General features: G+C 69.5%; 17 protein-coding genes and 1 riboswitch. Of the genes, 7 read left to right on the top strand and 10 right to left on the bottom strand.

Annotation, left to right across the window (positions count from 1 at the left end; all coding sequences use genetic code 11):
* Positions 1–18: 18 nt before the first annotated feature.
* Complete coding sequence (locus tag ACZ5C2_RS20965; RefSeq protein WP_189909599.1) at positions 19–1,878, bottom strand: PA domain-containing protein; 1,860 nt, start codon at positions 1,876–1,878, stop codon at positions 19–21.
* A 297-nt stretch (positions 1,879–2,175) separates the two neighbouring features.
* Between ACZ5C2_RS20965 and ACZ5C2_RS20960 the strand changes: the two genes are divergently transcribed.
* Complete coding sequence (locus ACZ5C2_RS20960; RefSeq protein ID WP_189909598.1) at positions 2,176–2,493, top strand: metal-sensitive transcriptional regulator; 318 nt, start codon at positions 2,176–2,178, stop codon at positions 2,491–2,493.
* 216 nt (positions 2,494–2,709) lie between these two features.
* Here the strand turns inward: ACZ5C2_RS20960 and ACZ5C2_RS20955 are convergent, their stop codons facing one another.
* Positions 2,710–4,992, bottom strand: a complete 2,283-nt coding sequence (locus tag ACZ5C2_RS20955; RefSeq protein ID WP_189909597.1) for a heavy metal translocating P-type ATPase — start codon at positions 4,990–4,992, stop codon at positions 2,710–2,712.
* A 114-nt stretch (positions 4,993–5,106) separates the two neighbouring features.
* Positions 5,107–5,394: a heavy-metal-associated domain-containing protein gene (locus ACZ5C2_RS20950; RefSeq protein ID WP_189909596.1), complete on the bottom strand. Its 288-nt coding sequence runs from the start codon at positions 5,392–5,394 to the stop codon at positions 5,107–5,109.
* Between the two features lie 148 nt (positions 5,395–5,542).
* Positions 5,543–5,697, top strand: a riboswitch (cobalamin riboswitch).
* 31 nt (positions 5,698–5,728) lie between these two features.
* Here ACZ5C2_RS20950 and ACZ5C2_RS20945 point away from each other — a divergent pair.
* Both ACZ5C2_RS20945 and ACZ5C2_RS20940 read left to right on the top strand, forming a co-directional pair.
* The gene (locus tag ACZ5C2_RS20945; protein WP_189909595.1) at positions 5,729–5,965 is read left to right on the top strand and encodes a CbtB-domain containing protein; all 237 of its coding nucleotides are present in this window, start codon (positions 5,729–5,731) and stop codon (positions 5,963–5,965) included.
* Between the two features lie 10 nt (positions 5,966–5,975).
* A complete protein-coding gene (locus tag ACZ5C2_RS20940; RefSeq protein ID WP_189909594.1) occupies positions 5,976–6,725 on the top strand; it encodes a CbtA family protein in 750 nt (249 codons plus the stop codon).
* A gap of 66 nt (positions 6,726–6,791) precedes the next feature.
* On the opposite strand, the gene ACZ5C2_RS20935 is transcribed toward ACZ5C2_RS20940, so the two are convergent.
* The 4 genes from ACZ5C2_RS20935 to ACZ5C2_RS20920 form a co-directional block, all read right to left on the bottom strand.
* Positions 6,792–7,115 carry a cupredoxin domain-containing protein gene (locus ACZ5C2_RS20935; protein WP_246531976.1) on the bottom strand — a complete coding sequence of 108 codons (324 nt, stop codon included), beginning with the start codon at positions 7,113–7,115 and terminating at the stop codon, positions 6,792–6,794.
* Between the two features lie 333 nt (positions 7,116–7,448).
* The gene (locus ACZ5C2_RS20930) at positions 7,449–8,321 is read right to left on the bottom strand and encodes a DUF5134 domain-containing protein (RefSeq protein ID WP_189909592.1); all 873 of its coding nucleotides are present in this window, start codon (positions 8,319–8,321) and stop codon (positions 7,449–7,451) included.
* A 211-nt stretch (positions 8,322–8,532) separates the two neighbouring features.
* On the bottom strand, positions 8,533–8,928 hold the full coding sequence (locus ACZ5C2_RS20925; RefSeq protein WP_468793160.1) for a hypothetical protein: 396 nt from the start codon (positions 8,926–8,928) through the stop codon (positions 8,533–8,535).
* 1,097 nt (positions 8,929–10,025) lie between these two features.
* The gene (locus ACZ5C2_RS20920; RefSeq protein WP_246531975.1) at positions 10,026–10,727 is read right to left on the bottom strand and encodes a M23 family metallopeptidase; all 702 of its coding nucleotides are present in this window, start codon (positions 10,725–10,727) and stop codon (positions 10,026–10,028) included.
* 1,081 nt (positions 10,728–11,808) lie between these two features.
* On the opposite strand from ACZ5C2_RS20920, the gene ACZ5C2_RS20915 reads away from it, so the two are divergent.
* A complete protein-coding gene (locus ACZ5C2_RS20915; RefSeq protein WP_189909590.1) occupies positions 11,809–12,513 on the top strand; it encodes a SanA/YdcF family protein in 705 nt (234 codons plus the stop codon).
* 261 nt (positions 12,514–12,774) lie between these two features.
* Here ACZ5C2_RS20915 and ACZ5C2_RS20910 read toward each other — a convergent pair whose 3' ends face one another.
* Positions 12,775–14,199, bottom strand: a complete 1,425-nt coding sequence (locus tag ACZ5C2_RS20910) for a hypothetical protein (RefSeq protein WP_189909589.1) — start codon at positions 14,197–14,199, stop codon at positions 12,775–12,777.
* A gap of 417 nt (positions 14,200–14,616) precedes the next feature.
* Between ACZ5C2_RS20910 and resB the strand changes: the two genes are divergently transcribed.
* The gene (gene resB, locus ACZ5C2_RS20905; protein WP_189909588.1) at positions 14,617–16,161 is read left to right on the top strand and encodes a cytochrome c biogenesis protein ResB; all 1,545 of its coding nucleotides are present in this window, start codon (positions 14,617–14,619) and stop codon (positions 16,159–16,161) included.
* Positions 16,158–17,264: a c-type cytochrome biogenesis protein CcsB gene (ccsB, locus tag ACZ5C2_RS20900; RefSeq protein ID WP_246531974.1), complete on the top strand. Its 1,107-nt coding sequence runs from the start codon at positions 16,158–16,160 to the stop codon at positions 17,262–17,264. The genes resB and ccsB overlap by 4 nt, the downstream gene beginning before the upstream one ends.
* Positions 17,265–17,376: 112 nt before the next feature.
* Here ccsB and ACZ5C2_RS20895 read toward each other — a convergent pair whose 3' ends face one another.
* Positions 17,377–17,523 carry a hypothetical protein gene (locus tag ACZ5C2_RS20895; RefSeq protein WP_189909587.1) on the bottom strand — a complete coding sequence of 49 codons (147 nt, stop codon included), beginning with the start codon at positions 17,521–17,523 and terminating at the stop codon, positions 17,377–17,379.
* Positions 17,524–17,897: 374 nt separating this feature from the next.
* On the opposite strand from ACZ5C2_RS20895, the gene ACZ5C2_RS20890 reads away from it, so the two are divergent.
* Positions 17,898–19,529, top strand: a complete 1,632-nt coding sequence (locus ACZ5C2_RS20890; RefSeq protein WP_189909586.1) for a multicopper oxidase family protein — start codon at positions 17,898–17,900, stop codon at positions 19,527–19,529.
* 386 nt (positions 19,530–19,915) lie between these two features.
* On the opposite strand, the gene ACZ5C2_RS20885 is transcribed toward ACZ5C2_RS20890, so the two are convergent.
* Positions 19,916–20,722, bottom strand: coding sequence for a C40 family peptidase (locus ACZ5C2_RS20885; protein ID WP_189909717.1), 807 nt, complete (start codon positions 20,720–20,722; stop codon positions 19,916–19,918).
* Positions 20,723–21,344: the final 622 nt, after the last annotated feature.

Raw genomic sequence — 21,344 nt, 5'->3', positions numbered from 1 at the left:
ACCCGCGTTCAGATCAGCTCAGTGACCGGTGTACTCGAAAATGTAGAGCCCGAAGTCCCGGTCGGACGCCGCCACGAACTCCTTCCCGAAGGAGTTGAAGGTCTGGACGCCCCAGAAATTGTTGCCGCCCTCGTCGATGAAGCGGCCGACCTCCACCAGCTTGTCGGTTTTGATCTTCGTGACCCGGAACCCGCCCGCGTAGTAGGCGAAGTACGCCAGGTCGGGCCGGACGCCGGAGGTCGCCACCTCGTGGATCGACAGGTCACCGAAGCCGGACGCGTACGCGGGGTCCTGGCTCTCCGGAATGGCGTACGTGTCCAACTCCGTCATCTTGCCGCCCTTGTTGCGGTAGAGGTGCGCGTAGCCCCAGCCGTCGAAGTACGACGAGAAGGTGAGCCGGTCGCCCTTGGTACCGATGTCCACCGGCAGGGTGGCGGGACCGGTGCCGGCGAGGCAGTCCTCGTTGCTGTAGGGCTGGTCGAAGGCGGCGAAGCCCTGGCCGCGCGGTGCGACGCCGAAGGTCGGCAGGGTGCCCTCGACCGTCATGCCGCTCTGTGCGTCGCAGGCGTCCGAGCCGGCGCGGTTGAAGACGAGCACGGCGTCATAGCCGCCCGCCGCCTCGACGTTGGCGGCCTTCTCGGAGAACGTGCAGACGCCGCGCTCCACGACGGCGATGTCCACGGCGGCCGGGTCGCCCGCGGGGACGGCGGGACTGTCGCTACAGCCCAGGCCGACGTACACCGTGTCGCCGGTGATGGCCTTGCCAGCTTCCAGCGGGATGCCCTGGCCGGCGGTGACGGCGGTATCGTCGTCCAGGTTGCGGGCCGAGAGCGCGTACGGGCCGAAGTCCTCGTCGGCTCCGATCACATACCGGTTGCCGAGGGTGAACTCGGCCTGGTGGCCGTTGCCTTCCGGTGCCACGTCGCGCCCGCTCCCGGTGCCTTCGGGGTCCGGGTTGGTGAAGTCCGTGTCGCCGATGTACTTCAGGTTCTTCGGGTCGGTCGCGTCGAGCGCGACGTAGCCCGCGTCCCAGTAGGAAGCGAGTAGGACCTGGCGGCCGCGGATGTTCTTGACGACCATGTCGTGCAGGAACATCTCGGTGAGGTTGTCCGGAGCCGCCTGGACGATCTGCGGGAACGCCTCGTCGAGGTCGTACTCGGCGATGAGCTGCGGCTTCGTCGGATCCGTGAGGTCCATGATGTCGACGTCCGTGCCCTCTTCGTTGTCGACGATCGCTGCGTACGCTTTCCGGCCCGCGTCCCACGCGAACACGCTGTGGATCTGGCGGGCGGTCTCCGTCGTCTCGCCGTCCAGCGTGAAGTCGCCGACGCCCTCAGCGAGTGCCTTCGGCTTGGTGGGGTCGGTGACGTCGTAGATGTTCATGCCGCCGACGCCGGTCTCGCCACAGATCTCGTTGTTGCTGACGAGCACGTCACCGTTGAAGGACGGCGTGGAGAGGTGCACCGTCTGGATGCCCTCGCCGGGGGCGCTGCCCGCCGGGGCCGGGATGAAGCCGACTTCCTTGGGCTTGCTGGGCTTTCGGATGTCGACGACGTACACGCCGGTGTTGTCGCAGCCGACGCCGCCCCAGGAGGCGAGGTAGGCGTAGCCCTTGTAGACGCCGACGTCGGCGATCTTGCCTTCGACGACATTGCTCAGCTTGAGCTTGCTGACCAACCGGACGTTCTTCTCAGCGGCCGGCAGATGTCCGTCGCTCCCGCCATGCTGGTCGTGGCCGTGGGTGGCCGCCGCGTTGTCGATAGCCCCGTCGGATGCCGAGACGCCGTCGTGTGCCTGTGCGGAACCGGCGAGAGCGGTCGTGGCGAAGAGCATCGCCGCGAGCGCGCCCACGCCGGTATGTCTGTGGGCCTTGCGCATGCTGGACCTCCACTCGTGCGGCCGGGGTGACCGGCCCGAAACGAGGTGATGCCGGTCACCAGCTGACCGGCATCGCGAAGGTACTTAGTACGGTGATCAACCGTAAAGGCCTTTAACGTGATCGTGTTTTGCGGGACTTGGGCCTGAGCGTGGTACGCGTGGGAGTCGTCGAGCGGGTGATGGGTGGCAGGTCTCCTGCGGGCCGGCAATGTCTCCTGCGGGTCGGCGCGACGAACACCGAGACACAGTTCACGTTCGCTCCCTGCCCGAAGCCGCCGGGGAATACTGTTGGGGCGTATGGACCAGCAGGAACAGGCCGAGGCCGAGCAGGCATCGCCGGGCTATCACGAGGGCAAGGACGCCGTCCTCAAGCGGCTCCGCCGCATCGAGGGCCAGGTCCGTGGCCTGCAGCGCCTGGTTGAGGAGGACCAGTACTGCATCGACGTCCTCACTCAGGTCGCGGCGACCACCAAGGCGCTCCAGGCGGTGGCGATGCAACTGCTGGAAGATCACCTCGGGCACTGCGTCCAGGACGCCATTACCGCCGGGGGAGACGAGGCACAAGACAAGGTGGCGGAGGCTGCGCGGGCCGTCGCCCGGCTGCTGCGTACCTGATCCCGGCCCAGTTGCTCGACCCCCAAGGTGCACCCGTTGACATCTGCGCGATGTTGCCGATGGGCAGGGGGAGCGCGCTGGAAGTGCGTGGGGCGGCACGAAGGGGGCTTCCGGCACGCTCGGGGCTGAGCCGTCGAGCCCGAGCGACGGGCTCTACATCGAGGCGCCCGGCCTCATCGGACCGGGCGCCTCAGCCGAAGGGGCAATGCCTCGTGGCTATTTGAAGGACCGCAGCCGCAGGCTGTTGGTCACCACGAACACCGACGAGAAGGCCATTGCGGCTCCCGCGATCATCGGGTTGAGCATGCCGGCGGCGGCGAGCGGCAGCGCGGCGACGTTGTAGCCGAAGGCCCAGAAGAGATTGCCCTTGATGGTGGCGAGGGTCCGGCGGGACAGGCGGATCGCGTCCGCGGCCACCCGGAGGTCGCCGCGTACGAGGGTCAGGTCGCCTGCCTCGATCGCCGCGTCCGTGCCGGTGCCCATGGCCAGGCCCAGGTCGGCGGTGGCGAGGGCGGCCGCGTCGTTGACGCCGTCGCCGACCATCGCGACCGAACGGCCCTCGCCCTGCAGTTGCTTGACCACTTCCACCTTGTCCTCGGGCAGGACCTCGGCGATCACCTCGTCGATGCCCACGGAACGGGCGACCGACTCGGCGACGAGTTGGTTGTCACCGGTCAGCAGGACGGGCTTCAGGCCGAGCGCGCGCAGTTCGGCCACGGCTGCGGCGCTGGTCTCCTTGACAGCGTCGGCGACGGTGAGGACACCGCGCGCCTCGCCGTCCCACGCGACGGCGACCGCCGTACGCCCCTCGGCCTCCGCCGCGGCCTTTGCCTCGGCCAGCTCCCTGGGCAGCTCGATGACCCACTCCTTGAGGAGCTTCTCGCGGCCGACGAGCACCGCGTGACCGTCGACCACGCCCTGGACGCCGAGGCCGGCGACGTTCTCGAAGTTCTCCGGCACCGGCAGGCTTCCGACTCGCTCAGCGGCCCCGGCGGCGATGGCCTGGGCGATCGGGTGCTCGGAGGCGTGTTCCAAGGCGCCGGCCAGCCGCAGCAGTTCGTCCTTGTCCGTACCCGGTGCGGGGAGCACGTCCTGGAGCTGCATCCGGCCGGTGGTGACGGTGCCGGTCTTGTCCAGGACGACGGTGTCGACGCGGCGGGTTGACTCGAGGACTTCGGGGCCCTTGATGAGGATGCCGAGCTGGGCGCCGCGGCCGGTGCCGACCATCAGCGCGGTCGGGGTGGCCAGGCCCAGCGCGCACGGGCAGGCGATGATCAGGACCGCGACGGCGGCGGTGAAGGCGGCGGTGGCGTCACCGGTGACGAACAGCCAGGTCAGCAGAGTGCCGAGGGCAAGGAGGATGACCACGGGGACGAAGACAGAAGAGATCCGGTCGGCGAGGCGCTGCACCTCGGCCTTGCCGTTCTGGGCGTCCTCGACGAGCTTCGCCATCCGGGCGAGTTGTGTGTCGGTGCCGACCCGGGTCGCCTCGACGACCAGGCGGCCGCCCGCGTTCACGGTCGCTCCGGTGACGGAATCGCCCACAGTCACGTCCACCGGGACGGACTCGCCGGTCAGCATAGAGGCGTCCACCGCCGAGGAGCCCTCGACGACGGTCCCGTCGGTGGCGACCTTCTCTCCGGGTCGTACGACGAAGCGGTCACCGACGGCCAACTGCGCGACAGGGATGCGTACTTCCTTGCCGCCCCGCAGCACCGCGACGTCCTTCGCGCCCAGCTCCAGCAGCGCCCGCAGCGCCGCGCCCGCCTTGCGCTTGGACTTCGCCTCCAGATAGCGCCCGGCGAGGATGAACGTGGTCACCCCGGCCGCGGCCTCCAGGTAGATGGAGGAGGAGCCGTCCCCACGGGAGATGGTGAACTCGAAGCCGTGCCGCATACCCGGCATCCCGGCGTGACCCCAGAACAGCGCCCACACCGACCAGCCGAGCGCGGCGAGCGTACCGATGGACACCAGGGTGTCCATGGTCGCGGCGCCATGCCGGGCGTTGGTCCAGGCGGCCTTGTGGAAGGGGAACGCGCCCCACACGACGACCGGCGCGGCCAGCGTCAGCGAGAGCCACTGCCAGTTGTCGAACTGCAGGGCCGGGACCATCGCCATCAGGACCACGGGCACGGTGAGCACCAGCGACACGTACAGCCGCTGCCGCAGTGACAGGAGCTCGCCGTCCGCCGCCGGAGCGGCCTCACCATCGCCCCCGTCGGCGGTGGCGGACGCGGGCGGAGGCGGCTCCTCGGCGGTGTAGCCGGTCTTCTCGACGGTTGCGATGAGGTCGGCGACCTCGATGCCGTCCGTGTAGGAGACCCTTGCCTTCTCGGTGGCGTAGTTGACGGTCGCTGTGACGCCGTCCATGCGGTTGAGCTTCTTCTCGATACGGGCCGCGCACGACGCGCACGTCATGCCGCCGATCGAGAGCTCGACCGCGGAGGGGGGCGTGGGTGCCGTGTCGGGGACTGCCTTCTCGGGAGCCGTGCTGGTCATGTGCGTATCTCCAGGGGGAGGCCGGGACGTACAGCGTCCGTATCAGCGGAGCGATACGTCCCGGCGCGGGGAGGAATTCGCGTGTCCGAGGCCCGTGGGCCCCCGACTGAGCTGTCAGGCGCGGCCGACGAGCTCGTAGCCCGCCTCGTCGACGGCGGCGCGGATGGCCGCCTCGTCGAGCGGGGCGGCGGAGGTGACGGTGACCTCGCCGGTCTTGGCGACGGCCTGGACCGCGGTGACGCCGTCCAGCGCGGAGATCTCCTTCGAGATCGCGCCTTCGCAGTGGCCGCAGGTCATGCCGGACACCTTGTAGACGGCGGTGACGCCGACGCCCTGGACGTCGACCGTGGTGCCGGAGCCGCAGGAGCCACAGCAGGAGCTGGTGTTCGTCTCGGTGGTCATGGCTTCTTCCTCGGGTCTGGATGCGTGGGTCATTTCCGGGAGGGACGCCGCTTCCCTGACCCTCCCGGCCGATAACAACACTATACCCCCTAGGGGTATTCCGGTACCTGTGATGCCGCTCACGCGATCTGTTTGAAACGGGCCCGAATAGCTAATTTACTTAGTAGGCGCGTCGCGACCTGCGACGACAACTTCACATCGAGGCGACGGTGAGCAGGAACCCGGTGAGAGTCCGGGACGGTCCCGCCACTGTGACCGGGGCTGCCCCGGGAGTCAGACACTGACCCGTCGTCCTCCTGAACGGCGGGGCGTGTGCACCCCGCGAGGAGGTTCCATGAGTGCTTCGGCGGCTCCACAGGTACGACCGGCCGCTGGCCTGGTCGTCCATCCGCTGCGAGACGGGCTGATCGCTGCCGCGGCAGTGATCGTCGCCCTGGTCGCGCTGGACGCGGTCTTCCTCGACCAGGGCGCGCTGCTGTCGCCGGTGCTGGGCAAGGTCGCGACATCCGCCAACTACGTCCACGAGTTCGCCCACGACGGTCGGCACCTCCTCGCCGGCCCTTGCCACTGAGGGAGCGTTCGTGACGTCACTTCTGTCCCTGCTCGGGCGCGGTGCCCTCGCAGGCGGAGCCGCCGGCGTGGTCAGCGGAGGATTCTCGTGGCTGCTGGCCGAGCCGCTGTTGGACAAGGCGGTACGGCTGGAGGCGGCCCGCGAGGAGGCGAGCGGCGGTTCGGCCGCGGCGGAGGTCTTCTCCCGTTCCACTCAGCACGCGGGTCTGCTGGTGGCCGCCGTCCTCACCGGAGCGGCGATTGGGACCCTCTTCGCCGTCGTGTACGCGATCCTGCACCGCCGGGATCCGGACGCTGAGCCCTGGCGGCGGTCGTTGATGCTGGCGGGCGCCGGCTTCACTGGGGTCTGGCTGCTGCCCTTCCTCCGCTATCCCGCCAACCCGCCAGGCGTGGGCGATCCGGGAACGATCGACACCCGCGTCAACGCATGGCTCGCGGCCATAGGGATCGGCGTGATCGCCGTCGCCCTGGCCTGGCGTCTCCAGGGGTGGCTGGCGGAGCGCGGCCGTTCCGCACCGCAGCGTCAGCTGGCCGTGACGGCCATCATGCTGGCCGCGCTGGCGTCGCTGTTCGCGCTGCCGGACAACCCTGACGCGGTGACCGCCCCCGCCACGCTGGTGTGGGACTTCCGGGTGCTCTCGGCCGCGTCCATGGGTCTGCTCTGGGGTGGGCTGGCCGTGGGCTTCGGGCTTCTCGGGGTGCGGGCCTCCCGCCCTTGGGCGGCGGGCATGACCGGCGCGCCGGCCGCGCCTGCCTCTTGACACCGCGACTGTGACCTCGGTCGGCGTCCGTGCGGGGCACGGGCGCCGGTCGAGGTTCTGGACGGCTCAGCGGACGACCAGAGTGCCTGTCATGTTCGGGTGGAGGGTACAGACGAAGCCGTAGCGACCGGCCTGGGAGGGAGCGGTGAACGTCCCGGAATCTCCGCCGGAGATGTTCCCGGTGTCGAAGGCGTCGCCTTCCGTGGCTGTGACGGTGTGGGCGGCGGAGTCCTTGTTGGCCACGGTGATCTTCTCGCCGGGCCGTACTTCCGGATTCGCCGGGCTGAACGCGAAGTTCTCCATCGTGATGCTGGATGAGGTCGTGGCGGGTTCGTCGTCCCCGTCGGCACAGGCGGTCGCGAGCAGCAGGGCGGCTGTTGCTCCGAGCATCAACGGGACGGTACGCCCGCGAAGGCGTGAAGGCGACATCGGACCGGCCCCTTCGGACGGGCGCCCGCAAGCGGTCTGCGCTGGGGAACACGGAGTCCGAGACCGCCTGGGCGCGTGGATCGCGTGAGTCCATTGTCTCCGGCCCGGGTACTGAAGACGAAACGGCTTCGCATGCTGCGGGCCTGTGCTCGCTGAGCGCTACGGGTCTCTGCTGAGCGATACGAGTCCGTGCCGAGCCCACTCCGCGCGACCTGATGCCGAGGCCACCACGGCGCACGCGCGTGGCCCCTGGCGCGGCGTCTTCCTACCGGTCAGGGACGACTCGACCGGCCTTCACGCGGCCATCATCAGCAGCATCGCGGACATGGTTCCACCCATGCCGATATGGGCTGCCAGCGCCGCGTCCGGCGCGGCCCCGAGCTTGCGGCGCCGTCCATGGCCCGACCGCTGGCCCATCCTGGTCCTGTCCCACACCGAGAGCGTCAGCGACGCCAGGTAGACGAGCACTGTGTCCGGCATGGCGAGCAGCCAGCGGCTCCAGCCGGAGAGGGAGCCGGCACCCCGGCCGCTCCGCCTGGTGCCCCGGACCCTCGCCCACACGGATGCGCCGATCGACAGCAGGAAGTAGACGGCGAGGGCCGCGATCACGAACCGCCATACAGAACCGGACCCGGCGGAGGACCCGGCGTCAGCAGCGGCATTCGTCATGCCCGGCATGTCCATCCCATGCATGGATCCCGCCCCGTGCATGCCCTCCATGCCCTCCATCTCATGCGTGCCCGTCGCGCTCGCTGTGTTCTCCATGCCCGGCATGTGCGCCATGGAGTGCCCGCTGCCCAGCGCGAGCACCGGACCGGACGACGTGCTCGTCATGGCCAACGTCATGATCACCATGCCGAAGCTGCCGACGATGAGGTGCACCCAGTGACGGCCGTGCTTCCACCCGACCGCGCGCGTGTGTTTGACCGCCATCGCCACACCCCCGAGCCCGAGGACACCGAAGACCACGGCCCACCACATGCCGTAGCCCGCGTACCAGCCGACCGTCGCCGGCAGGGCCATGGCCGCCATACACAGCCCCATCAGCAGGTCGCCGCCCGCCGCGAACCGGATCTCACCGCTGGTGGTCACCACCCGGACCGCACTGACCGCGGCCACCAGGGCCGAGACCAACGCGATGACCCAACTGAGCGCAAGAATTCCCATTTCACCTTCCCGTTCGTCCGAGCTGGCGGGCCTGCGCTGCCGACGCCGCCTCGTCGTACGGAGCACCGCGAGGGGCGCTACCTGGGCATTAACTGCTAGTGCCCTTAGTACGTTTTGGAGCCGGAGGGTGTTCAGGTGGCCGGTGGGATTGCGTATCGCGGTCTGGTCGACGGCTTACAGGGGTGCCGAAACCGCCTGCGGTCGGACGGCCTCAACCAAAGTCGTTGACCTGGTCGACTGTCGAAGGACCAGTGGCCTGCCACTCCTGCGCACTCAGCAGGTGGGTTCGCTCGGCGAGCCGGTGCAGGGCAGCGATGGCGCCTCGGTCGAGGGGTGCGCCGCTGTAGCCGACGTAGGCGATCACGCCGGGCGTTGGCTCCCAGGCCAGTACACCGTTGCCGCCAAGCTCGGACGTGATGATCGCGGGCTTGCCCCGCACGGCGCCGGAGGCCTGGGCGTCTGAGGCGTACACCAGGTCCTCGAAGCCGCCGCAGCGGGCCACGCCGGTGAAGGTCAGGCCGCGGGACAGCTCGCCGGCCTCACCGACGTCGCCCGATCCGTAACGGGCCTCGCGCAGGTAGTGCGGGCGTGCTGCGCCCGTGGACACCACCGAGAGTCCGGAAGGCGGCCTGACCTGGGGACGCCCGGATGCAACCGTGGTCGCGGTGGCGATCGCCACGAGTTGCGACTGCGGCAGGTCACCGCGGACCCGTGCGTACGAATCCGCGACGGGCCAGACGATCTCACCGTTCCGGGCCCAACCCTCTGCCCTACCGATCCGGATCGGGCGGCCGGCCTGAGGCTTCGGCACAGGGAACGTCACCACCGCACCATTGAGGCCCAGCGAGCCGTCCGGACGCCGCACCGTCACCGTCCACGGACCGGCATTGGCCGTCCGGTCGTGTCGGTTCAGTGAACCCTCGCCCAAGGCGACTCCCGTGATCACCAGGCCGGGTGTCTCGTCCCGCGGGCCGGCAGCGTCCGGACCGTCCGGGAAGGGGCTGCCGGTCGACGATGGTGGCGACGGTGACCTCTGAGGTGCTGCCGACGGCGAGGTGTCTTCCCCAGCCACGAGGATGAGGCTCACCACAAGCGCCGCGATCGTCACGACGGCCACCGCCGCCACGATCAACCAACGCGGCGGTCTCCACGGTGGCCGCTCCGGGCCGCCGCTGAGAATCTCGCTCATGCGCCGCAGCCTCCTCCCTGGATGGACAGACGTACAGCACGGGACGGCACCAGCGTCCTGAGCCCGTCATGGGCGGACCGGCAAGCCCTGCCCGTGGTCTCACGCCGTGTCGCGCAGCCAACGCGCCCGCACGAGAGGTCTGTTGGGCGCGCTTCACGAAGCGCCTTCATGTCTTGTGTACACCGCCCGCTGCTCATCGGTTCCAGCCTGGACGGAGGCGCGTGGTCACTCGGAGTGGGGGAGAGGGTGTCTTCGTCGGAGCACTGTCCAGCCGCACGGCCGACGCCGACCTCCGCAAACACGACCGGCTGGGGCTCAGCCGAAAGTGGGAGTCGACCGACGCGCGGAGACGACCGGGGCGTCGCGCACGGACTGCTGCCCGGACAGCAATGGCTCGCCTCTCCCCGTGGTGCTCGGCTCCCTGGGCGGGATTCCGTGGCTCAGGCTCCCGGCTGCGCACTTCCGGGCGGGCACCTGCCGCCGGTCGGCGCTTCCCTCGGCCGTCGAGGGCGGTGCTACGTCGGGTCGAGGCCGTGGCTGCGCAGCCACGCCAGCGGATCGATCGCATCGCCGCCGCCGGGGTGTACTTCCAGGTGGAGATGAGGCCCCGACGAGTTGCCGGTGCTGCCCGCATAGCCGATGACGGTCCCCGCCTGGACGAAGCCGGACCGGATCCTGGCACTGGCGAGGTGGGCGTACCAGGTCTGGGTGCCGTCGGGGGCGGTCACCTTGACGAGGTTCCCGTAGTACGGATGCCACTCGGCGACGACCGTGCCGTCGGTCACCGCCTTCACCGGCGTGTTCATGGGCACAGGGAAGTCGAGGCCGGTGTGCCGACTCGACCACATGGCCCCGGCCGCCCCGAACAGCTCGCCGACTCCCTTCTGCGCGACGGGAAGTACGAACTTGGGGCGCAGCGCCTCCCTGCGCGCGGCCTCCGCCTTCTTGCGTTCCGCCTCTTCCCTCCTGCGTTCTTGTTCCTCACGCCGCTGTTGGTCGAGGTCGATGCGTTCCTGCGTACGGCTCGCGCGCTCGGCGAAGTCGTCGGCTTCTCGGCTGAGCGTGCGGAGCTTGGTGTCGAACTCGTCGTTGGCGGTGGAGGGTTCGACGGCAGGGTCCGGGGCGGCCTGAGCGGCCTTGCCGCTGCTGCCGCCGAGGCCGATGGAGGCGGCAGCGATCCCGGCCATGCCCACGAACGCGACCGAGGGAGCGATCACTGTCAGGAACGCGGATCCTCGGCGCGGGGCCCGGCGACGGCGGCTGCCTGCGCGGCGCGTCGCCGTCCGGCCCGGGGAAGCGGTGGGGGACGGGGCTTCGGGCGCGGTATGGCGTACGGGGGTCTCACCGTGTGGCGGCGCTTGGTCTGGCGGTTCCTCGCCGGGAGAGCCGTGGAGATCGATGAGCTCGGCAGTGCCGTACGGACCGAGGGCGTCAAAGCTGTCCGAGGCCGGGGGAAGGTCCTGCGGGGGAACGGCTGGACCAGTGGTCTCCACCCACTGGGCTCCGTACCACTGGCCGCTCGGGTCCGTTCGGTATCCGGGGGCCTCCCACGTCAGAGCCGTGCCGTGACCGCCGCTCTCGTAGTGGTGCCACGTCTGGTGGGTGAAGGCTTCGCCACCAGGTGCGCTGATGCCGTACATGCCCGGTATCGCACCGAACAGCGGGTCGGGATCGTCATGTCCGGTGTGGGGCTGACCAAGGCTGTGGACAGGATGGCCGTAGGGCTCGTACCGGGCTTCCCACCAGGGGCTCTCCGGCCATGACTCGTACAGGGAGGCGGCAACGGGGACTGCCGAGGTCGGGATCCCCGACGCATGACGGTCGTCCACCAGCACCTTCTCTTTCACCTGGACAGCCGAGGGAGATCGGCGACTGCACCGGGGGGAGTCCGTACGAACACCAGAACGCCCTTAGATCCCGAGCGGATACTAAACCACTACGTAGCGTCTTAGGCGACCCGAGCGTGTGACGGCCGTGACGATCCTCGCCGACAGCCCGCACTGTGCGACCGTGGGGCCGCCCCGACCCGCGCTGTCTTTCCGCAGGGCAGGCGGCACGTGGAGAGACCGAGCTTCCTGCGGGACCTCGAGAACCAGCCCCGCCCGAGATCCACGACGCCTTCGTCGAAGCCCGGTGCCACTGAGTGAAGTTGGTCACGCCGCGAGGGTGAGTGGGGACCATGTGCCGCGTCCTTCGTTTGTCAGAGAGCTGGTTGCTGTCCGGGACGACAGAAGCAGCCGAGCCATACAAGCCGCCACCGCTGAACACGGTGGGCCACGCATTGGGGGAATCACTGTCATGCGCCTGCCGCGCCCGCACCTGAGCGCCATCCTCAAGCTGTGTCTGCCGCGCACCCGCGCAGGGCAGCGGCGGGCCGTGCAGGCGGTGATGCTCCTGTGCGTGCTGGCGCTGCTTCCCGCGACGTGGGTGTTCACGGCGGCGGACGGCCGGCTGCGGACGACAGCCGACGCCCCGCGCACCGGGGTGGCCGTGGTCTTCGGCGCGGGCCTGTTCGGGAACGGTGAGCCGTCGATTTTCCTCGCCAACCGCCTCGACGCGGCTGCGGAGTTGTACCGTGAGGGTCGTGTCGAGGTGGTTCTGGTCACGGGCGACAACAGCACCGTGCACTATGACGAGCCGCACGCCATGCGCCACTACCTCACCCATCGTGGTGTGCCCGACGCCAGCATCGTCAGCGACTACGCCGGCTTCGACACCTGGGACTCCTGCGTGCGGGTCAAGAAGATCTTCGGCGTCGACCGCGCGATCCTCGTCAGCCAGGGCTTCCACATCCGTCGGGCGGTCGCACTGTGCCAGGAGGCGGGCGTTGACTCGTACGGCGTCAGTGCGGCCGACCACCAAGACGCGGTCTGGTACTACAGCGCCACCCGCGAAGTGTTCGCCGCGAACAAGGCCGCCCTGGACGCGGCGTTCGAGCCGGACCCCCAGTTCCTCGGGCCGAAGGAACCAGGGGTGGCGCGGGCGCTGGCCGGCGCCCGGTGATCAGACGTTGGCTGACGACCCGCTGAATCGCGGCGAGCGCTTCTCCACGAAGCCATGTTGGTCGGTCCGTTCGATCCTCGGGCGCCGCGAACAGGGCGTGGAACACGCGCCATTCGAAGAACGTGCCGTCGCCGAGGCCCGTCTCCGCAGGCGCGGTCGACGCGCTCCCGGGCCGCCCGCACCGCCGCCGTGCTTGGAGCGTCACCCAGCAGTCCGGGTTCCGGGCCATGGCAGTCCCGTCGTCGGGACACGGTGGCACGCTCACCCCTGCGGCAGCGGGGTACAGCGGCCAGAGCGGGCGACGGCGACCAGGATCACCCCCGACAGCCCGTACAGCGCGACGGTGGCAGCCGCCCGGCCCGCACCCTCCTTCTGCGGGGCGGGAGGCACGTAGAGCGGCCGGTTCTCGTGCAGGAGCTGCGAGGAGCCGGCCTCGACCGGGATCCAGGTCTCCGTCGTCGAGGCCCCGGCGTCGCGGAAGGCGGCGTAGACGAACCAGCGGCCGGACTCCGGCACAGTGACGTACCCGCGGTACACGCCGTCGCCGGACGAGGTGAGGGGGGCGGACAGCTCCTGCCCGGCGCGACGTGCGACAAGGACGGCGCGGCCGGATGCGCTCGGCTCGGGAGCCACGGTGACGTCGATCCGGGAGCCCCGAGCGGTCGTCCGCCAGTAGGCCTCGCCCGTCTCGGTCCCCTGACCGGGGTCGTGGGCGACCGCGCGCCCGGCGGACAGCAGGGGCAGTGCCAGGGTCAGCGCGGCGACCGTGAGCCCGGCTGTCCGAATCACAGTCAGCCGGTTGCGTGGCAGCCCCTCCGCGACGAGCACGACCAGTACCGAGCCGCCCAGCGAGAGGAGCAGGGACGGGACGATCTGGTCGGCCGCGACGGTCGAGCCGTGCGGTAGGAGGGGGAGCAGCGGCACGTACGCCGCGTGTACGGCGAGGGGAACGACGGGCGCGAGCCACCACAGGGACGTCCGCCACCTGCGGAACACGTCGGCCGCGAGGGCGACGACGAGCACGGGCGGCACGATCGGCGTGGAGTGCTCGAGACCGGCGAGTACCGGAATCACGGCCATCCGCACGGCGGTGGCGACCAGGGTCGCGCGCGTGACGGCCCACGGATGCGAGTCGAACCGCCGGATCAGCACGACCGCCAGGGTGAGCCCGGTGGTGGCGGCCGGCAGGAACCAGACGGCCGAGTACTGCGGCACGTCGGACTCGTACTCCATGACCGGCGCCAGCGAGGCCGCCAGGACCAGTCCGCCGCCGAGCACCAGGGGCCGGCCGCCGCCCTCGGCGGCGATCGCCCGGAGCAGGGTGACGGCCAGGGCGAACGTGGCGATGATGGCCAGCAGGTGGGGCGGACTCCACAGCACCGCGTCCCGGCCGAACGCCGTGTGCCAGGCCTCGTCCGCCGGAGCCGAGATCCCAATCGCTCCGGCGGACACGACCGCCCACCGCAGGAGCGGATCAGCCATGGCAGTACGAAGGTCCCGGCCGCGGACCCTCCCGACCCCCCACCACGCGGTGGCGGCGAGCGTCACCATGAGGGAGCCATAGAGCAGTACGTGCGGTGCGCTCCAGAAGGTGTCCCGGCCCACGTCGGTGTGCAGGGAATCGTCCCAGTACATGCTGAACAGCGCCAGCAGCCCGCCCGCTGCCGCTGCGATGAGCCGGTTCATGTTCCCCGCCCGCCTCCGTGGTTGACGACGCTCGATACAGCGAGGATATACCCCCCAGGGGTATGGTGGAAGCTGCTGTGGAAGGGTCGCATTGGCGGCTTCCGGGGTCGCTCTCCGGGGGTGCTGCCCGCTGTGCCGCCAGGCGACGCCGCGCGAGGCCCCCTCTTCCCTCTGGTGGTCTAAGGGCTTTCGTAGGTGATCGGCGGAACGTTCTGTTCCCTCGACTCTCGGGGTGCCTCCCATACCGAATATGGCATGTGCCAGACTCGGCCCGTGGCTACTAATAATTTTCGTAGTCTCGCCGATCCTCCTCCGCAAGGCGATGCCCCTACGAGTGAATCCGCGCCGCGGGCTGGCGACCCCAAGGGGCTCGGGCCGGCCGGCTGGCTGCGCTGGGGCTGGCGTTCGCTGACCACGATGCGTACTGCCCTCGTCCTGCTGCTCCTGCTCGCGCTCGCCGCCGTGCCCGGTTCCCTCGTACCCCAGGAAGGGCGGCAGCCGGCACAGGCCGCGGACTTCCGCAAGCGCTACCCGGATCTCGCCCTGCTCCTCGACAGGCTCGGTTTTTTCGACGTCTATGCGTCGCCCTGGTTCGCCGCCGTCTACCTGCTGCTCTTCATCTCGCTGGCCGGCTGCATCGTGCCGAGGACTTCGCAGTACATACGAACCCTGCGGTCCCGTCCGCCGACGGCCCCCAGCCGCCTGGACCGCCTGCCGCAGCACGCCGTCTGGACGGCGTCCGCCGACCGGGGCGAGGCGCTACTCACCGCAGGGACCCTGCTGCGACGTCGACGTTTTCGGGTCGCCGTCGACTTTGAAGGGAACGGATCGGTCGCGGGGGAGAAGGGGTACCTGCGCGAGGCCGGAAACCTGGTGTTCCACACGGCGCTGTTCGGACTCCTCATCGCGCTCGCCGTCGGCAGCCTCTTCGGTACGACCGGCCAGAAGCTCGTCCTCGAAGGGGAGAGCTTCACCAACACCCTGACGCAGTACGCCGACTTCACCCCCGGCACGTTGGCCTCAGCCGACAGCCTCCAGCCGTTCGGCTTCCGCCTCAAGGGGTTCTCGGCCAGGTATCAACGCAGCGGTCCGCAGCGCGGCACCGCCAGCTCCTTCGTCGCGAAGCTCAGCTACACCGAGGGTGACGACGGGCAGGAGCGCGCCGCCCGCGTGGAGGTCAACAAGCCGCTGGAGGTGGGTGGTTCGAAGGTGTTCCTGGTCGGCCACGGTTACGCCCCCGTGGTAACCGTTCGTGACGGCAAGGGTCAGGTCGCGTGGCAGGGGCCCGCAGCGTTCCTGCCGCAGGACGGCAACCTGCGCTCGGTGGGTGTGGTCAAGGCGCCGGACGCCCGTGACCGCAACGGCCAGCGGGACGGCCTGGGCTTCTCCGGCTTTTTCCTGCCCACAGTCCAGTTGACCAGGAACGGCTGGTATTCCTCCTTCCCCGCCCCCGACGACCCGGTCATGGTCCTGACCGCGTACCACGGCGACCTCGGCATGGACAGCGGGCAGCCGCAGAACGTCTACCAACTTGACTCCAGCCGTATGACGCAGTTCCGGGACGCCGACGGATCGCCGTTCGCGAAGGCGCTGCGCCCCGGGGACCGGATGAAACTCCCCGGCGGAGCTGGCTCGCTCACCTTCGACGGCATCAAGCAGTGGGCGAGCTTCCAGATCGCCCGCAACCCCAGCAACAGCACGGCCCTGTGGAGCTCTGTGGCCATGGGCCTCGGCCTGTGCGCGTCACTCTTCGTCCGCCGCCGACGGGTGTGGGTGCGCGTCGAGCCCATGCTGGGCGGCCGCGTACGGATCGTGGTCGCCGGACTGGACCCCGGCGGTACCGAGCGGACGGCCGAGGAAGTGACCGAACTCGCCGACGAGTTGCGTGAGCGGTTTCCCGCCCTGCACAACGCCACGCCGGACGTGAACACCCCAGAACCCGTGCACCAGGAGCAGAAGTGAGCGGTACCTCTCTCGCGGACCAGAACCTGGCCCAGCTCGCCAACTGGCTGATGTATTCGGCCATCGCCGTCTATCTGCTCGCCTTCGTCGCCGCCTGCGCCGAGTGGGCGTTCGGTGGCAGCACCAAAGTCGTTCGCGTATCCGCTGCCGCCTCGTCGGCACAACAGACTCCGGTCACGCCCTCACGCGGCCGGACGAGGAGCGTGGCCGTGGACGGTGCAACAGGAAGCAGCACGCAAGTGCTGGCATCGCCCGCGGCCACGTCTCCGGAAGAACACCGAACCCCGGCGGGCGACGGCCCCGGCGCGGCCGGTGACAGCCCCAGGGCCGACATGGTCGGACGGATCGCCGTCTCGCTGACCGTGCTGGCGCTCCTGCTCCACCTCGGCTCGGTCCTCGCCCGCGGTCTCGCGGTGAGCCGCCCGCCGTGGGGCAACATGTACGAGTTCTCCACCGCCTTCGCCCTGATGGCGTCGGTCGCGTACGTCGGTCTGCTCGCGGCCCGCAAGCCCGTGCGCTGGCTGGGAGTCCCGGTCCTCTTCTCGGTCCTGCTGACCCTCGGCCTCGCGGTATCGGTGCTGTACGTCGATTCCGCGCAGCTCGTGCCGGCTCTGCACTCGTACTGGCTGTGGATCCACGTCTCCGCCGCGATCATCTCCGGCGGCGTGTTCCATACGGCGGCCGTGGTCAGCGTCCTGTACCTGTTCCGCGACCGATGGGAGCGCGAGGTCGCGGCAGGCCGGGGCGACGGGCGAACGGCGGAGCTCTGGCGACGGCTGCCGTCCGCGCGGACGCTGGACAAGCTGGCGTACCGGCTGACGGGCCTGGTGTTCCCGCTGTGGACCTTCGCGGTCATCGCGGGCGCGGTGTGGGCGGAGGCCGCGTGGGGGCGCTACTGGGGCTGGGACCCCAAGGAGACCTGGGCCTTCATCACCTGGGTCGCGTACGCCGCCTACCTGCACGCCCGTGCCACTGCCGGGTGGAAGGGGCGGCGCGCGGCCGTGCTCGGGCTCGTGGCGTTTGCCACTTTCGTCTTCAACTACTACGGCGTCAACATCCTCATCACCGGTCTGCACTCGTATGGAGGGCTGCCGACCGGATAAGGATCTCATCGGGTGGTGAGACCGTAAGGTGTTCAGTACCCCCTGGGGGTAGGATGCGACTCCGGCGATCAGTCAGCACGGCACAGGTGGAACTCATGGCGATACGGACAGCTCACAGCGGCGGCATTGCCGTCCGCTGGGCGTACGGGGTGTTCCTCACCCTGTGTGTCGCGCTGGCCGTGCTCGTCCACCACGAGACGTCCATGACATCCGTGATGTCCATGACGACCGCGTCGCCCACCTCGGTCTCTGCTCGCATGCCGGCTCCCGCCCACGCCGCTCATGCCGTGGCGGACGCGGCCCATGCGATGGCGGGCGAGGCGGCACCCTCCGCCTCGGAATCGTCCGTGCACGGTGTTGATTCCGGTGCGTGTGCCATGCCTGGCATGCAGCACTGCACCACTGCGAGCGTCGGTTCCGTACAACTGGCCGCGCCGGGCCAGAGCACGTTCGACCCGCCCGCGGATCTGGAGCGTGCCGCGGAAGGTCGTGTCCCCGCCAGTGCGGTCGGCCGTGCCCCGCCTGATCTGTCTGTCCTCTCGCAACTGCGCATATAGGCCGCGCCCGGACGGCGCGCGATGTGCCGTCCCTTCGCGACCACATCGGCAGTTTCGAAACAGAGGACATAACACAATGAACAGCATCAACCGCCGCTCCGTCCTGCTCGCCGGACTGGGAGCAGCCGGCGCCGGGGCGCTCGCCGCCTGCACCAGTGGGAGCGGCTCCGGTAGCGGCAACGTCCTGATCAACCCCTCCGGCTCGGCGGTCGCCGCCGCCGAGAAGAAGCGCAAGACCACCGGACGGCAGCAGAAGGTCACCCTGACGGCCGCGCCGGCCATGATCGACCTGGGCGGCGGCGTCATGCCCAAGACGTGGGCCTTCGACGGCCGTACCCCCGGCAAGGAGGTCCGGCTCTCGGTCGGCGACACCCTGGTCGCCGAGCTGTCGAACCAGCTCCCGAACAGGACCACCACGTCGATCCACTGGCACGGCATCGCGCTGCGCAACGACATGGACGGCGTGCCCCCGGCCACCCAGACCGCCGTCCGGGCCGGCTCCACCTTCACCTACAACTTCATCGCCGACGCCCCCGGCACCTACTTCTTCCACCCGCACGTCGGCGTCCAGCTCGACCGCGGCCTGTACGCCCCACTGATCGTCGAGGACCCCAAGGAGACCCTCGACTACGACGACGAGTGGGTCGTCCTCCTCGACGACTGGGTCGACGGCGTCACCGGCACCCCGGACGAGGTCTTCGCCGAACTCAAGCAGGGCATGGGCGGCATGGACATGGGGGAGAGCGTCAGCCCCAGCTCCAGCTCCAGCGGCATGGAGGGCCACGACATGGGGGACATGGGCGGAATGGACATGGGTGACTCCGCGTCCCCCTCGGCCTCCGCCTCCTCGTCCGGCGGCATGTCGATGGGCAAGTTCATGCTCATGGGCGCCGAGAGTGACCTGCTCGGCGGCGACGCCGGCGACGTGAAGTACCCGCACCACCTCGTCAACGGCCGGGTGGCGACCGACCCGGACGTCTACACCGGCAAGCCCGGCAAGAAGGTACGGCTGCGGATCATCAACGCGGGCGGGGACACCGCCTACCGGGTCGCGCTCGGCGGCCACAAGCTGACCATCACCCACACCGACGGCTTCCCGGTCCAGCACCAGGAGGTGGACGCCCTGCTGGTCGGCATGGGCGAGCGCTACGACGTCCTCGTCACCCTCGGCGACGGCGTCTTCCCGCTCGTCGCTGTGGCCGAGGGCAAGAACGCGAACGGCTTCGCCCTGGTGCGCACGGGATCGGGGAGCGCCCCGAAGCCGACCGTCCGCCCGAAGGAACTCGACGGCATGATCATGACGGCGTCGCAGCTGCGCGCCGCAGACGACGTACGGTTCGAGACCGCCAAGACCGACGTGACGCACCAGCTCAAGCTGACCGGCGGCATGGACAAGTACAACTGGGCCATCAACGGCAAGCCCTTCGACATGGCTAACCCCGACGCGAACCCCATCATGATCGAGGAGGGCCAGCGCGTACGGCTCGACTTCGTCAACGACACCGACATGTGGCACCCGATGCACCTGCACGGCCACACGTACCAGATCGACACGTCCGGCCCCCGCAAGGACACCGCGATCGTGCTGCCCAAGAAGAAGTTGTCGGTCTTCTTCGACGCCGACAACCCGGGCCAGTGGATGCTGCACTGCCACAACGCCTACCACGGTGAGGCCGGGATGATGGCGAACGTGGCTTACAAGGCCTGACATTCTCCACACGCCTCACGGACGGGCCCGCCGGATTTCGATGGGTCCGTCCGGACCGGCGCACATATAGGCCCAGGATCTCCCTTGCCGCTCGGGCTGAGCGAGCCATCCGCAGGGTGCCTCAGGGGGGAGATCGTCGCCGAAGGCTGGGTACCGGACGAAGGGGTGCGAATACCCTGGGGGAAACGAATTCATTGCGGTTGCCGCAATGGCTGGTTCACGGGCTGGCCCGGCAGTGACGGGGCTCAGCGGTCCGCACCGCAGCGGGGTGTCGCCAACGATCCGCGTGCCGAGCTGGTCAATGACTTGCCTGCCGGAGGGCCGCTTTCCCCGTCCAGAGGACTGTCCGAGCGAAGTGGCGCTTCTGCGACCAGCGCGGTCGCGGGTCAGAGTACGCGCACGGCCCCGGTCGGCGGGTCCCAGGAGAGGGACTTCTCGGCGATACCTGTGGACGGGTTCTGAGCTCCTACGAACTTGCCGTCGCCGACGTAGAGCGCCGTGTGGTAGGCGCTGCCGGCGGAGCCCCAGTAGAGGATGTCGCCGGGCTGGATGTTGCTCAGTGAGACCGGGGTGCCCGTGGTCGACTGGTCCTGCGCCACCCTTGGGAGGCTGACGCCTGCCTGCTTGAACGCGGCTTGGAGCAGGCTGGAGCAGTCCCAGGAGTTGGGGCCGGTGGCCCCCAGTATGTAGGCGTCGCCGATCTGCGCCCTGGCGAAGGCGATGACCGCCGCTGCCGAACCGCTGGCCGTGGACGAGGAGGTGCTCGGGGCGGTGGTGGTGCCGGCGGACGAAGTCAGGGTGGTCCGCTCGGAGGAGCGCGCGGCGGCGGCCTTCTTGCGCTCGGCTTCGGCCTTCCGGGCGGCTTCGGCCTTCTTCTTGGCCTGGGCGAGGTCCGCCTTGGCCTGCTTGGCGGCCTTGGTGGCGGCTGCGTCACGCTCGGCCTGCAGTGCGTAGTTGGCCGCGGCCTGCTGGGTCGCGTCCGCGGACTGCGCGACCTGCGCGGCCAGGTCGGCCGTGAGGGTGGGCAGTTCGAGCGTCTGGGGCGCCGGCTCAGCGGCGTTCGCCGAGGCAGCCGACGCACCAGCCACCGCCAGCGTGCTGAGTACGCCACCAGCAACCCTGGCCCGCACCGCCATGTGCGACGTGTTGCGGCGGGGTTTCCGGTGGCTTGGTATGTGAGCGGTGTGGGACATAAGGACAACCGGTATCAGGGCCTCCTCCATATCTTCAAGGAGTGTGTGGTGGGCCACACTTGCTCAACCGGGCCCCAGAATCTCCTGTGGACCGCTCCTTGTTGACGCCATAACGGTGCATTGTGGACTCCGGCTGCAAGTCCACTACCAAGGGGCTTCGTAGGTACGCCCGAATTGCCCCTCGAACTACCACCGACCGGAGTTGGTGGCCAAGCCCCGCTTCTGGGGAGGTTGGCGGGCGTGATGCAAGTCACGGAACGGTCTTCGCTGTCGTCGCGTCTTGCGGAGACCGCTGCCGGAGGTCGCACCGAGCCCCCCGGCCGCTTTCGGTCCCTGGCCCGCTGGTCCTGGGCGCTCTTCCGCGATATGCCTCTGGCGCCGATTGCCCTCTTCGAATCGGGCCTTCTCCAGGAGTGCCGCGGAAACCACGCAGACGCGCAAGCCCGCTTTGACGTGGCCACCCGCTTCGGTGACCCAAGGATGCGGGCCCGGCTGACTGAGGTGCGGTGGGCTCTCCCCCCCACTGGGGGGTGCCTCTATGTCTTTCGTCAAGGCGCCCAGGTTTGGTTTGGGGTGGTTTGACTGGCTGGGTCATGCGGCGAGTTCGACGTCCTTGGGGACG

The organism is Streptomyces sp. NPDC031365 (assembly GCF_055569765.1).
Note: the sequence above shows the minus strand (reverse complement) of the source record. Positions and strands in the feature narration are given on the sequence as shown.

Excerpts from the sequence above, each read along its gene's own strand:
- ACZ5C2_RS20895 (WP_189909587.1), bottom strand. The coding sequence starts at position 17,523 with ATGCGAGCAGAGACCGAGGTGGGCGACGCGGTCGTCATGGACATCACG.
- ACZ5C2_RS20950 (WP_189909596.1), bottom strand. The coding sequence starts at position 5,394 with ATGACCACCGAGACGAACACCAGCTCCTGCTGTGGCTCCTGCGGCTCC.
- ACZ5C2_RS20890 (WP_189909586.1), top strand. The coding sequence starts at position 17,898 with ATGAACAGCATCAACCGCCGCTCCGTCCTGCTCGCCGGACTGGGAGCA.
- ACZ5C2_RS20915 (WP_189909590.1), top strand. The coding sequence starts at position 11,809 with ATGCGCCTGCCGCGCCCGCACCTGAGCGCCATCCTCAAGCTGTGTCTG.
- ACZ5C2_RS20910 (WP_189909589.1), bottom strand. The coding sequence starts at position 14,199 with ATGAACCGGCTCATCGCAGCGGCAGCGGGCGGGCTGCTGGCGCTGTTC.
- ACZ5C2_RS20955 (WP_189909597.1), bottom strand. The coding sequence starts at position 4,992 with ATGACCAGCACGGCTCCCGAGAAGGCAGTCCCCGACACGGCACCCACG.
- ACZ5C2_RS20965 (WP_189909599.1), bottom strand. The coding sequence starts at position 1,878 with ATGCGCAAGGCCCACAGACATACCGGCGTGGGCGCGCTCGCGGCGATG.
- ACZ5C2_RS20930 (WP_189909592.1), bottom strand. The coding sequence starts at position 8,321 with ATGGGAATTCTTGCGCTCAGTTGGGTCATCGCGTTGGTCTCGGCCCTG.
- ACZ5C2_RS20960 (WP_189909598.1), top strand. The coding sequence starts at position 2,176 with ATGGACCAGCAGGAACAGGCCGAGGCCGAGCAGGCATCGCCGGGCTAT.
- resB (WP_189909588.1), top strand. The coding sequence starts at position 14,617 with ATGCGTACTGCCCTCGTCCTGCTGCTCCTGCTCGCGCTCGCCGCCGTG.
- ACZ5C2_RS20935 (WP_246531976.1), bottom strand. The coding sequence starts at position 7,115 with ATGCTCGGAGCAACAGCCGCCCTGCTGCTCGCGACCGCCTGTGCCGAC.
- ACZ5C2_RS20885 (WP_189909717.1), bottom strand. The coding sequence starts at position 20,722 with ATGTCCCACACCGCTCACATACCAAGCCACCGGAAACCCCGCCGCAAC.
- ACZ5C2_RS20945 (WP_189909595.1), top strand. The coding sequence starts at position 5,729 with ATGAGTGCTTCGGCGGCTCCACAGGTACGACCGGCCGCTGGCCTGGTC.